The organism is Streptomyces sp. rh34 (assembly GCF_002551245.1).
Taxonomy (GTDB): Bacteria; Actinomycetota; Actinomycetes; order Streptomycetales; family Streptomycetaceae; genus Streptomyces.
The window spans coordinates 1-12,766 of sequence record NZ_NTGZ01000208.1 but is presented as its reverse complement, the minus strand read 5'-3'; the positions used below and the strand labels follow the sequence as shown (position 1 = coordinate 12,766).

The window sequence follows — 12,766 nt, the reverse complement described above, 5'->3', positions numbered from 1 at the left end:
GCCCCTGCCGGGGCCGCCGCTCCGGCAACGTTGTCGGATCGGCCTCCCCCACCCGGCGCACCGGGCCCCGTCGCCGTCGCCGTCGCGCCCAGCAGCAGGTCGAGCGAGCGGGCCGCTGCCATGGCCGCGGGGCCCGCCTTCGTGTGCTTCAGGTGCAGGTCGTAGGCCCAGACCGTGGCGGCCAAGCCCGTGGCGACGGTCAGCGCGGGGCGGCCGGCCCGGGCCGCCAGGGCGAGGCCCGCCGCGGTCAGCACCCCGGCCGCGCCCAGGGCCGCCGCCGGGCTGATCCGGCCCGAGGGGATCGGGCGGTGCGGCCGGTCCACGGCGTCCTCGTCGCGGTCGGCCCAGTCGTTGAGGGCCATACCGGCCTCGTACAGGCACAGCGAAGCGCCCATCGCCAGGGCGGTGCCCCGGCCGGGTCGGCGGCCCACCGCCGCCGCGCCCGCCAGGGCGTCCCCGGGCACGGAGAACAGGGCGGAGACCCGCAGCAGTTCCGCCCAGGCCCGCAGGCGATCCCGGGGCGCGCCCCGGTCGGGTCCCGCGTCGGGCCGGGCCGGGCCGGGGTCCGCTCCCGGCTCCCCGCTCCGGCCGGTGGGGGGTGGTTCGGGCCTGTCCGGTGCGGGCGCAGTCCCACCCGCACCGGACAGACGATCATCGGTCGCGGCGGTCGTTCCCCCGCCGTGTGCGAAACCGTTCCGTCGCCCGGCCGGAAGCGCCGACAGGGCCGCCGCGAGCGCGGCCGGGAGGGCTCGCCGTCGCCGCCTCATGCCTGGGCCCGCAGCCGCTCGGCGAAGGTGAGCAACGTCGTGTACTGCTCGGCGAGGGCCGGCGAGGTGCCGCCGTCCGGGTCCTTGAAGTAGAAGCCGAGTTCCGGCAGGGGGCCGCTGATCCCGGCCTCGTGGGCGCGTGCGAGCAGCCGTGCCAGGTCCAGGACGAGCGGGGCCGCGAGGGCCGAGTCGCAGCCCTGCCAGATGGTCTGGAGGATCATGCGGGAGCCGAGGAAGCCGTCGAAGGCGATGTGGTCCCAGGCGGTCTTCCAGTCCCCCATCGCGGGCACGTCGTCGATGTGCACCTCGCCCTCGGGGGCGGTGCCGAAGGTGTCGGCCAGGACGCGTTCCTTGCCGGCGTTCTTGGCGGCGGCGGCCGCCGGATCGGCCAGCGCCGCCCCGTCCCCGCCGCCCAGCAGGTTCGACCCGGACCACGCCCGTACGGCGAGGGCGCGCTGGAGGAACATCGGGGCGAGTACGGAACGGAGCAGCGTCTGGCCGGTCTTGCCGTCGCGTCCGGCGTGGGGAAGTCCGCTGGAGGCGACGGTGTCGGTGAGCGCGGGGGTGCGCAGGCCGGTGGACGGGGTGAAGTTGGCGTAGGAGCAGCCGGCGCGCAGGGCGGCGGCCGCGTAGAGCGAGCTGGCGGGCAGCCGGGTGTCATCGGGTCCTGGCGCGGGTTCGGTGGAGGCGACGTTGACGACGACGGTGCGGGCCAGACCGTGGCGGTGGGCGAAGTCGGTGAGGTCGGCGGCGAACGCGGCGATGAGTTCCTGGTCGGTGCGTGTGTCGCCGGGGAGCGGTCCGCCGGGGCGGATCTCGGCGTCGGCGGCGTCGAGGTCGGCGCGTACGGCGGAGGGCAGTCCGTGGGGCAGTACACCGCCGTCGGCCAGGGCTTCGGCCCGCTTGGCGAGCGGGCAGTCGAGGGTGTCGTGGCCGCCGAAGACCAGGCTGGTCAGGGCGGGCAGACCGCTGTCGGCGAAGGGGGGCGTCTCGGTGACCATGCCGGTCGGCGGGTGCAGGCCCGCGGCGATGGCCGCGCAGCCCGCGGTGGCGGTGGTCGCCACGGAGCCGCGTGCTCCGATGAACCAGACGCCGGTGCGGCCCGCGGCGCTCGCGGGGCCGGTGGCCTCCGAGGGGCTCGGGGTGTCGATGCGGCCTGGGGCGTCGGTTCGGCCTTCACGATCGGCGCGTGCGGTCACGGGCTGCCTCCCTGGGGCGATGTCGGGGGTGGGGGACGACGGGCGGGGGAAGGTGTGTGCTTCCCCCGCCCGTCGTCGGCAGAGGCGGCCGCCCTACTTCGGGGGCAGCTCCTTCAGTTGGATGTCACGGAAGGACACCTGGTCGTCGGCTCCGTGGTTCTGGAGGCCGATGTAGCCGTCCTTCAGACTGCGGGCCGGGTCGGTGTTGGTGAAGTCGTTGATCTTCGCTCCGTTGAGGAAGATCTGCAGCCGTTCGCCCTGGACCTTGATCTCGTAGCTGTTCCACTGTCCCGGCGGCCGCAGGACGCGGTCACGGGCCTTGATGTTGGCGGATTTGAAGGTGTAGACGGCGCCGGTGGTGCGGTCGGCGGCGTCGGTGGCGTCGATCTGGATCTCATACCCGTTGTTGACCGCCGACCACGGGTCGTCGGACTCCGGGAAGCCCACGAAGATGCCGGAGTTGTCGTCGCCGGTCATCTTCCAGTCGAGCTTCAGCGAGTACGACTTCAGTTCCTTGGCCTGGTAGGTGAGCAGGCCCATGCCGCCCTCGGAGTGCAGGGCGCCGTCACTGACGGAGAACTTCCCCGGGCCCGCCTGCTTCCAGCCTTCCAGCGTCTTGCCGTTGAAGATGGGCCGGTAGTCCTTGTCCGGCTTGCAGTCGGCCTTGACCTGGCCGGTGGCGTAGCGCAGGCCGCCCAGCACGTGGCTGCGGAAGGCCGGTTCGGCGTAGGACTCCTTGGTGTGGCCGAGGCCGGTGTAGAAGGAGCGGCCGCCCTCGTAGGTCTGGCACCAGGAGATCGGGTGATCGCCCTTCATGTTCCCGCCGGTGTAGGTGGTCTCGTCGAGCGTGGCGAGGACCTTGGCCTTGTCCCGGGGGTTGGTGCCGTAGTTGTACCACTCGTCGGTGCGCTCCCACTCCTCGTCCAGGTGTGCGGTCGCGGGGTGGTCGTGGTCCTCGACGCGGACGGTGGCGGGCTGGATCTGCGGGTGGGAGTCGAAGTAGGCGCCGACGAGGCCGCCGTAGAACTCCCAGTCGTACTCGGTGTCGGCGGCCGCGTGGATGCCGACGTAGCCGCCGCCGGTGGCGACGTAGTTCTCGAACGCCTTCTGCTGCTCGGCGTTGAGGACGTCACCGGTGGTGGAGAGGAACGCGACGGCGTCGTAGCGGGCCAGGTTGCTGGTGGTGAACTGGGCGGCGGACTCGGTGGAGTCGACCGTGATGTTGGTGTCCTTGCCGATCTCCTTCAGGGCCGCGATGCCCGTGGGGATCGAGTCGTGGCGGAAGCCGGCGGTCTTGGAGAAGACCAGGACGCGCTTGGCGGTCCTGTCGACGGGGGTGTTGGACAGTTCGAAGTCGTCGACGTCGTAGAGCGCTCCGTCGCCGCCCTTGAAGACCAGGAAGAGTTCCGTCTGCTTCTTGGGCACGCCGCGCAGCGGGATGTCGATGTCCTGGAAGGTGTCCCAGCTGCCGGTCACGGGGACGGGTCCCGAGCCGAGGATCCTGCCGGTCGGCGATCCGGTGCGCACTTCCAGGAAGCCGCCCGAACCGGCCGACGAGACGCGGGCGGTGAGCTTGGTGGTGCCGCCCAGGACGTACGTCTTGAAGGAGATCCAGTCGTCGTTGTGGATGTCGCCGACGGTCTTGCCGCCGTGCGCGCTCGACTTGGCCGGTGTGGTGACGCCGGAGGAGGCGTCGAAGTGCTCGGCCTGGCGGTGCTTGGGCTGGAGCCGGGAGGCGTCCTTGCCGGTCAGCTTGGGCTGGCCGCCGCCGCCGTTGTCGGTGTAGGAGGCCGAGATGCCGCCGTAGATGTTGGCGTTGGGGTCGTGGCCGCCTTCCATGGCGGTCTTGATGGTGCCCTCGCAGCCGTGCTCGGTGGTGATGTCGTGGCCGTGGCTGTCGTGGCCCAGGGTGAACTTGACCTCGACCTTGGTGCAGTCGATGGTCCCGTCCTCCGGGTCGCTGACGTTCACCTTGAACGGCACGGCGTCGCCGAACTCGAAGAGCTGCCCGTCCTCGGGGAGTTCCAGCTGCACGGTCGGGGCGGTGTTGCCGACGGTCACGTGGACGCTGGCCGAGCCGGTGCGGCCGGTCGGGTCCTTGGCGGTGAGCGTGGCGGTGTAGGTGCCGTTCTTCTTGTACCTGTACGTCGGGTTGGCGGCGGTGGACTTCCCGCCGTCCCCGAAGTCCCAGGCGTAGGTGAGCGGGTCGTCGTCGCCGTCGGCGGTGCCGGCCGAGGAGAACCTCACCTTCAGGGGTGCGGTGCCCGAGGTCTTGTTCGCGGAGGCCTCGGCGATGGGTGAGCGGCCTCCGGTGGCGTTCTCGATGCGGTAGAGCGCGGAGTTCTCGTCGCCGCCGAACCAGGCGAGGCCGTAGTCGAGGACGTACAGGGCCCCGTCCGGGCCGAAGGCCATGTCCATGATCTGCGTGCCGGACCACGGCACGTCGTTGATGGACTGGACGCCGCCGTCGGCGTCCTGCTCGATGCGCTTGATCCACTGGCGGCCGAACTCACCGGCGAAGAAGTCGCCGTCGTAGGCCTCGGGGAACTTGACCGGGGAGTCCAGGTCCGCGTCGTAGCGGTAGACGGGCCCGCCCATCGGGGACTCGGAACCGGTGCCGAACTCGGGCAGCGAGTCGCCGTCGTACGGGATCCACGCGGCCTGGGCCGGCGGCAGGTCGACGAGCCCGGTGTTGTGCGGGGACTCGTTCTTCGGGGCGGCGCAGTCGAAGGCGGCGCCCGATGCCTTGGTGCCGAAGTCGTAGTCGATGTAGGGCTCGTTGTCGCCCACGCAGAAGGGCCAGCCGAAGTTGGCGGCCTTCGTCACCCGGGCGAACTCGACCTTCCCGGCGGGTCCGCGCTTGGGGTCGGCCGAGCCCGCGTCGGGCCCGTAGTCGCCGACGTACACGGTGCCGGAGGCCTGGTCGACGGAGAAGCGGAAGGGGTTGCGGAAGCCCATCGCGTAGATCTCGGGGCGCGTCTTGTCCGTCCCGGGCGCGAAGAGGTTCCCTTCCGGGATCGTGTACGAGCCGTCCTCGGCGACCTTGATGCGCAGGATCTTGCCGCGCAGGTCGTTGGTGTTGCCCGAGGTGCGCCGGGCGTCGAACGCCGGGTTGCGGTCGGGGCGTTCGTCGATCGGGGTGAAGCCGTCGGAGGCGAACGGGTTGGTGTCGTCACCGGTGGAGAGGTAGAGGTTGCCCTCGGCGTCGAAGTCGATGTCACCGCCGACGTGGCAGCACGTGCCGCGCGAGGTGGCGACGTCCAGGACCTTCTTCTCACTGGCGGTGTCGAGGGTGCCGTCCTCGTTGAGGACGAAGCGGGAGAGCCGGTTGACGCCCTCGAACTTCGCGAAGTCGGCGGCGGTGCCGGTCTCCGGGGCGTCGCCCGCGGGGGTGTCCATCGGCGGTGCGTAGAAGAGGTAGATCGCCCGGTTCTCGGCGAAGTCGGGGTCGACGCCGACGCCTTGGAGGCCTTCCTCGTCGTGCGTGTACACGGGGAGGGTGCCGGAGATCCGGGTGTTGCCGGCGCTGTCGGTGATCCGCAGCTCGCCGCCCCGCGAGGTGTGCAGCACGCTGCGGTCGGGGAGGACGGCGAGCGACATGGGCTCGCCGGTCTCCTCGGCGCCCTTGGCCAGGGTGACTTGCTGGAAGTCCTCCGCCATGGACTCCTCGTGCCCGGGGTGTCCCGGGTGGGCGGTGGCTCCGGGGGCGGAGCCGAGGGTCAGGGTCGCGGCGGCGAGCAGGCCGCCGGTGAACAGCGCGAGCGATTTACGGACGCGGGTCCGGGCCAGGAGCCGCTTTCTGGTTCTGTGCACGTAGGTCCTCCGGAGAGTGCCGGTTGTACGGGCGGGTGTAGCCGTGCCGTGCCGCGCGGGGACTGCCGCGCGTGCGTCACCGGGGACGGGAGCGACCCCGGTGACGCGAGTCATGTCGTGTACACGTGGTGGACGGTAGACCTGTTCGTCCTCGACGGAAAGCCCTTGTGCGACAGGTAAGTCGAACTTCTGCTTCCGGCAGGACAAAGCGGTTTTCGGGCAGGGCGAGGCAGCCCCGGGGGCAGGGCCGGTCGTCCGGATCAAACCCCCGGGGCTTGAGCGTCCGCGCTACTCGCCGCCGCCGAAGGCCGCGTCGAAGGAGGCCGACGGCGGGTCGAAGTCGAACCGCTTGAGGCTGGCAAGCGCTTCCGGGGCACCGGTCAGCCGGTCCATGCCGGCGTCCTCCCACTCCACGGAGACCGGGCCCTCGTAGCCGATGGACCGGAGCATCCGGAACACGTCCTCCCAGGGCACGTCACCATGGCCGGCGGAGACGAAGTCCCAGCCGCGCCGGGGGTCGCCCCACGGCAGGTGCGAGCCGAGGCGGCCGTTGCGGCCGTCGAGGCGTTTGCGGGCCTCCTTGCAGTCCACGTGGTAGATCCGGTCGCGGAAGTCGTAGAGGAAGTTGACCGGGTCCAGGTCCTGCCAGACGAAGTGGCTCGGGTCGAAGTTCAGCCCGAACGCGGGCCGGTGATCCACCGCTTCGAGCGCGCGCTTGGTGGTCCAGTAGTCGTACGCGATCTCGCTCGGGTGCACCTCGTGGGCGAAGCGCACCCCCTCGGCGTCGAAGACGTCCAGGATCGGGTTCCAGCGCTCGGCGAAGTCCTCGTAGCCCCGCTCGATCATGCGCGGCGGGACGGGCGGGAACATCGCGACGAGGTGCCAGATCGAGGAGCCGGTGAACCCGATGACCGTGTCCACCCCGAAGGCGGCGGCCGCCCGGGCGGTGTCCGCGATCTCGGCGGCGGCCCGCCGCCGTACGCCTTCGGGCTCGCCGTCGCCCCAGATGCGGGCAGGCAGGATGCCCTGGTGGCGTTCGTCGATCGGGTTGTCGCAGACGGCCTGGCCGACCAGGTGGTTGGAGATCGCGAAGCACTTCAGCCCGTACTTGTCGAGCAGTTGGTGCCGGGTGTCCAGATACCCGGGGTCGGCCAGTGCCTTGTCGACCTCGAAATGGTCTCCCCAGCAGGCGAGTTCGAGACCGTCGTAGCCGAAGTCCCGGGCGTGCTTGCAGACCTCCTCCAGCGGGAGGTCGGCCCACTGGCCGGTGAACAGGGTGAAGGGGCGGGGCATGAGCGGCTACCTCCTGAGGTCCGAGGACGGGACCGGGGTGTGCACGGAATTCTTGGCGGCGCTCTCCTCCACGGCGGCGAGCACCCGCTGCACCTGGAGCCCGTCCGCGAACGACGGTACGGGCGCGGTGCCGTCGGCGATCGTGTGGACCACGTCGCGGACCTGGTGGACGAAGGTGTGCTCGTAGCCGAGTCCGTGGCCCGGCGGCCACCAGGCCTCCAGGTAGGGGTGGTCGGGTTCGGTGACGAGGATGCGCCGGAAGCCCGCGGTGGCGGCGGGCTCGGTGTGGTCGTGGAAGGACAGCTCGTTGAGCCGTTCCAGGTCGAACGCGAGCGAGCCCCGCTCCCCGTTGATCTCCAGGCGCAGGGCGTTCTTGCGTCCCGCCGCCATCCGGGTCGCCTCGAAGGAGGCCAGGGCGCCGGAGGCGAGGCGGCCGGTGAAGATCGCCGCGTCGTCGACGGTCACCTCGCCCCGCTCCACCGTGTCGGCGCCGCCCACGAGCCCGGCCGGTGCCCCGGCGAGCAGGGGCCGTTGCCGTACGAAGGTCTCGGCCACGGCGGAGACTCCGGTGAGCAGCTCGCCCGTCAGGTACTGGGCGAGGTCGACGATGTGGGCGCCGAGGTCGCCGAGCGCGCCGGACCCGGCGTGCTCGCGCTTGAGCCGCCAGGTGAGCGGTGAGGCCGGGTCCACCAGCCAGTCCTGGAGGTAGGTGGCGCGCACATGGCGCAGGGGGCCGAGCCGGCCCTCCGCGATGAGCTGCCGGGCGAAGGAGAGCGCGGGCACCTTGCGGTAGTTGAAGCCCACGATCGCCACCTGTCCGCGGGCGGAGGCCGCTTCGGCGGCGCGGACCATCGCCTCCGCCTCGGCGACGGTGTTGGCGAGCGGCTTCTCGCACAGGACGTGCTTGCCCGCCTCCAGGGCGGCGATGGCGATCTCCGCATGGCTGTCGCCGGGGGTGCAGATGTCGATCAGCTGGACATCGTCCCGGGCGATCAGTGCCCGCCAGTCGGTTTCCGCGGCCGCCCAGCCGTGCCGGGCGGCCGCGGCGTCGACCGCCGCACGGTCGCGTCCGCAGATCGCGGCGAGAGCGGGCCGCAGGGGCAGGTCGAAGACGTGTCCCGCGGTGCGCCACCCCTGCGAGTGGGCGGCGCCCATGAACGCGTATCCGACCATGCCGACCCCGAGCGTGCCTGGCGCCTGCTGCGGCGAAGGTGCTGGGGTTTGCGTTTCCGTCTCTTGACTACGGGCCATGCGGACTTCCTCCTCGTCGGTGTGCGGTAACGGGCCGGGGGATGCGCTCTCCGCATCCCCCGGAGTCCCGGTCAGTTGAAGCCCGTCGGCAGGTACTGGTCGATGTTGTCCTTCGTCACGACCGCGGAGTACAGGGTCAGGGAGGTCGGGATCTCCATCTCGGAGAGGCCGCTGACGCCCTTGCTCTGGCCCAGTGCCCGGGCCAGGTCGATCGCGGACGCGGCCATCGTCGGCGGGTAGAGGACGGTGGCCTTGATCACCGAGTCGTCGGCCTTGATGGCGTCCATCGCGGACTTGGCGCCGGCGCCGCCGACCATGATGAACTCGTCGCGGCCCGCCTGCTTGATGGCGCGGAGCGCGCCGACGCCCTGGTCGTCGTCGTGGTTCCACAGGGCGTCGAACTGCTTCTGGGCCTGGAGGAGCTGGGCCATCTTGGCCTGGCCCGACTCGACGGTGAAGTCGGCGGCCTGACGGGCCACCAGCTTGATGTTGGAGTAGTTCTTGAGGGCGTCGGCGAAGCCCTGGCTGCGCTGCTTGGTCAGCTCCAGGTTGTCGATCCCGGCGAGCTCGACGACCTTGGCGTTCGGCTTGTCCTTGAGCTGCTCGCCGATGTAGTGCCCGGCGTTGAGACCCATGCCGTAGTTGTCACCGCCCACCCAGCAGCGGTAGGCCTGCGGGGAGGCGAAGATGCGGTCCAGGTTGACGACGGGGATGCCCGCCCTCATGGCTTCCAGGCCGACCTGGGTGAGGGCCTTGCCGTCGGCGGGGAGGACGACGAGGACATCGACCTTCTTGTTGATGAGGGTCTTGACCTGGCCGATCTGGGCGGCGGTGTCGTTGGAGCCCTCGGTGATCTCCAGGGTGACGTCGGAGTACGTCTCCGCCCGGGACTTGGCGTTCACGTTGATCGCGTTGAGCCAGCCGTGGTCGGCCTGCGGTCCGGCGAAGCCGATGGTGACGGCCTTGCCCGGCTTGTCGTCGGCGGGGGCGCTCTTGGCGGCGGGCTCGGTCTTCTTGGGCTCGTTGCTGGTACAGGCGGTGAGGAGCGCGCCCGCGGAGACGGCGGCGGTTCCGAACAGCAGCCCTCTGCGGCTGGTTTCTGGCATGACGGTCTGACCCTTCATCCGGTGGGTGCGTACGAGGTGCGGGGGCGGGGGCGTTCAGGGGCCGGGGTGCGCGGGGTGCTCAGGTCTCCCTGCCGCGCATGGTGCGGCGCTGGACGAGGACGGCGGCGACGATGATGGCGCCCTTGGCGATCTGCTGGACGTCGCTCTGGAGGTTGTTGAGAGCGAAGATGTTGGTGATCGTGGTGAAGATCAGGACGCCGAGGACGGAGCCGACGATGGTGCCCCGGCCGCCGCTGAGCAGGGTCCCGCCGATGATCGCGGCGGCGATGGCGTCGAGCTCGTACAGGTTGCCGTTGGTGTTCTGGCCGGAGCCGGCGAGCACGATCAGCATGAAGGCGGCGATGCCGCAGCACAGCCCGGACAGCAGGTAGAGGTAGAGGCGCTGGCGGCGGACGTCGATCCCGGCGAGCCGGGCGGCCTCCGCGTTGCCGCCGACGGCGACGGTGCGGCGGCCGAAGGTGGTCCGGTTCAGGATCAGCCAGCCGACGACGGTGACCACGGCGAACATGATGACCAGCGGCGGGATGCCCAGGATGTAGGAGTCCGGCAGACCGAGGTCCAGGACCGAGTCCACGGTGACGATCTGGGTCTTGCCGTCGGTGATCTGGAGGGCGAGCCCGCGGGCCGACGCGAGCATGGCCAGCGTCGCGATGAAGGGGACCATTCCCCCGTACGCGATGAGGACGCCGTTCACGAGTCCGGCGGCGAGGCCGACGATGACCGCGGTGAACGCGATGCCGGCGAAGCCGTACTCCTGGGTGGCCAGGGTCGTCGCCCACACCGAGGCGAGGGCGACCATCGCGCCGACGGACAGGTCGATGCCGCCGCTGATGATGACAAAGGTCATGCCGACGGTGACGACGCCGATGACGGAGGCCTGGGTCAGGATCAGCTGAAGGTTCCCGGTGTCCAGGAAGGCGTCCGGTTCGGTGATGCCGCCGACCAGGATCAGGGCGGCGAGGACGCCGAGCAGGGACAGGATCCGGACGTCGAGCCGCAGACCGAGGGCCGGCCTCCCGCCGCCCGGCTTCGAGGGCGTGTCGGAGGGGCCGGTGAGGGCCCCCTTGTCCGGCCCGTTGTGCTGCGCCGACGGGGCGGGCTGTGTCATGGCGTCGGGCTCCCTTCCATCACGAGGTCGAGTACGCGGTGCTCGTCGAGCTCCTGGGCGGGGGCCGTGTGGACCACTTCGCCCTCGCGGAGGACCAGCACCCGGTCGGCGAGGCCCAGGACTTCGGGCACTTCGCTGGAGACGAGCAGAACGGCGAGGCCTTCGTCGGCCAGCCGGCGGATCACGGCGTAGAGCTCGGCGCGCGCGCCGACGTCGACGCCACGGGTGGGTTCGTCCAGCAGCAGGACCCGGCAGCCCCGCAGCAGCCAGCGGGCGAGGACCGCCTTCTGCTGGTTGCCGCCGGAGAGGGTGCGGACGGCGGCGTCCGGGTTGTCGGGCCGCATCTGGAGCTCACGGGTGGCGCTCCGCGCGGCCTTCCGCTCCCCGCCCCGGTCGATCCAGCCGACCCGGGCGAAGCGGGAGAGGGAGGAGACCGAGACGTTACGGGTGACCGACTCGGTCATCAGCAGGGCCTGCGCCTTGCGTTCCTCGGGCGCGAGACCGATACCGGCGGCGACGGCGGCACGGACGCTGCCGGGGCGGAGCTGTTTGCCGCCGACGGTGACGGTCCCGGTGGACGCCTTGCGGGCTCCGTAGATGGTCTCCAGGATCTCCGAGCGGCCCGAGCCGACGAGTCCGGCGAGGCCGACGATCTCACCGGGCCGCAGTTCCAGGTCGACGGGAGCGAACTCACCCTTGCGGGACAGGCCTTGGACCCGGAGGACGGGTTCGGCGGTGGCGGCGGCAGGCTCTTCCGGGCGCCGCGGGAAGACATAGGCGACGTCCCGGCCGGTCATCATGGCAACGATGTCTCGGGTGGGCGTGCCGGCGGCGGGCAGCCCGACGGCCACGGTCCTGCCGTCCTTGATGACGGTGACCCGGTCGCCGATGCGGCGGATCTCCTCCAGGCGGTGCGAGATGTAGACGACGGCCACTCCGTCGGCGGTGAGGCCGTCGACGATCCGGAAGAGGTTGTCGACCTCGTCGGGGTCGAGGGCGGCGGAGGGCTCGTCCATCACGATGAGCCGGACGTCGTGGGAGAGCGCCCTGGCCATGGAGACGATCTGCTGCTGGGCGGCGGAGAGCTCCCCGACCTGCCGGGCGGGGTCGATCTCCGGGTGCCCGAGACGCGCCAGGAGCGCTTTCGCGGCGGAACGGCCCTCCCCCGTACGGACGATGAAGCCGGCGCTGGTCGGCTCGTGGCCGAGGAAGACGTTCTCGGCCACCGACAGGCCCTCGACCAGGTCGAGTTCCTGGTAGATGGTCGCGATGCCCAGGCGCATGGCCGCGATGGGCGACTTGAGCTGGACGGGTTCGCCGCGCCAGGTGATCTCGCCGTCGTTGGGCTGGTGGGCTCCGGCGAGCACCTTGATGAGGGTGGACTTGCCCGCACCGTTCTGGCCGAGGAGGCAGTGGACCTCGCCGGCCTGGACCTCCAGGTCGACGCCGTCCAGGGCGCGGACGCCCGGGAAGAGCTTGGTGATGCCGGACATGGTGAGCAGGGGTGGTTCTGGTGCCATGACGAATCCCCTCGGCGAATGGGGTCTCCCCTGCTCGGGCGGTGCCGAGGGGCCGGGGAGGGCCGGTGAGCGGACAGGGCGCAGGGCTGGAGGTGCCGTGGAGCCGACGGCACCGCGAACGGCTGCTGACTGGTACCTGACGAGCGAGTACCTGACTGGTACCTGACTGGTGCCGGGTACCTGACCAAGACGGTGATGCGTACGGCCCTGTGGTCAGGCCGGTGAGAAGAGGTGGTCGCTGATGAGCCGGGCCGCGCCGATCACTCCGGCGGTGGGCCCCAACTCGCCCAGCACGATGGGGAGATTGCCGGTGGCCAGGGGGAGGGACTGCTTGTAGACCTGGGTGCGGACACTGGCGAGGAGGTTGTGACCGAGGCCGGTGACCCCGCCGCCGATCACCACCAGACCGGGATTGAAGAAGCTGACCAGGCTCGCGATCACCTGGCCGAGCCGGTTGCCGCCCTCGCGGATCAGGTCGAGCGCGGCGGCGTCCCCGGCAGCGGCGGCGGCGGCCACGTCGGCGGCGGTGAGGCTGCCCGCCGCCTCCAGCCGGGCGGCGAGTTCCGGCGAGCTGCCCTCCCGGGCCGCGTCCTCCGCGTCCCGCGCGAGGGCGGCGCCGCTGAAGTGGGCCTCCAGGCAACCCTTGTTGCCGCAGGCGCAGGCCCGGCCGTCCGGGTCCGCCTGGATG

General features: G+C 71.3%; 9 protein-coding genes. All 9 read right to left on the bottom strand.

What is annotated here, in order from left to right:
• Positions 1-767, bottom strand: a 767-nt coding sequence (locus tag CR470_RS28585; protein WP_179892397.1) for a UbiA family prenyltransferase, incomplete at its 3' end; no start/stop codon positions are given.
• Positions 764-1,966 carry an inositol-3-phosphate synthase gene (locus tag CR470_RS28580; RefSeq protein WP_179892396.1) on the bottom strand — a complete coding sequence of 401 codons (1,203 nt, stop codon included), beginning with the start codon at positions 1,964-1,966 and terminating at the stop codon, positions 764-766. The genes CR470_RS28585 and CR470_RS28580, both read right to left, overlap by 4 nt.
• A 93-nt stretch (positions 1,967-2,059) precedes the next feature.
• Positions 2,060-5,779, bottom strand: coding sequence for a ThuA domain-containing protein (locus CR470_RS28575; protein ID WP_097870393.1), 3,720 nt, complete (start codon positions 5,777-5,779; stop codon positions 2,060-2,062).
• Positions 5,780-6,067: 288 nt separating this feature from the next.
• Entirely contained in the window at positions 6,068-7,072 is a 1,005-nt protein-coding gene (locus tag CR470_RS28570; RefSeq protein ID WP_097870392.1) for a sugar phosphate isomerase/epimerase family protein, read from the bottom strand.
• Positions 7,073-7,078: 6 nt separating this feature from the next.
• Complete coding sequence (locus CR470_RS28565; protein ID WP_097870391.1) at positions 7,079-8,323, bottom strand: Gfo/Idh/MocA family protein; 1,245 nt, start codon at positions 8,321-8,323, stop codon at positions 7,079-7,081.
• A 71-nt stretch (positions 8,324-8,394) separates the two neighbouring features.
• Positions 8,395-9,429, bottom strand: a complete 1,035-nt coding sequence (locus CR470_RS28560) for a substrate-binding domain-containing protein (RefSeq protein WP_097870390.1) — start codon at positions 9,427-9,429, stop codon at positions 8,395-8,397.
• A gap of 79 nt (positions 9,430-9,508) precedes the next feature.
• Entirely contained in the window at positions 9,509-10,558 is a 1,050-nt protein-coding gene (locus tag CR470_RS28555; RefSeq protein ID WP_097870389.1) for an ABC transporter permease, read from the bottom strand.
• Positions 10,555-12,078 (bottom strand): sugar ABC transporter ATP-binding protein, encoded by a 1,524-nt coding sequence (locus CR470_RS28550; RefSeq protein ID WP_179892395.1) that lies wholly within the window; start codon positions 12,076-12,078, stop codon positions 10,555-10,557. The genes CR470_RS28555 and CR470_RS28550 overlap by 4 nt, the downstream gene beginning before the upstream one ends.
• 213 nt (positions 12,079-12,291) lie before the next feature.
• A partial coding sequence (locus CR470_RS28545; protein ID WP_143663893.1) for an ROK family protein occupies positions 12,292-12,766 on the bottom strand: 475 nt, incomplete at its 5' end.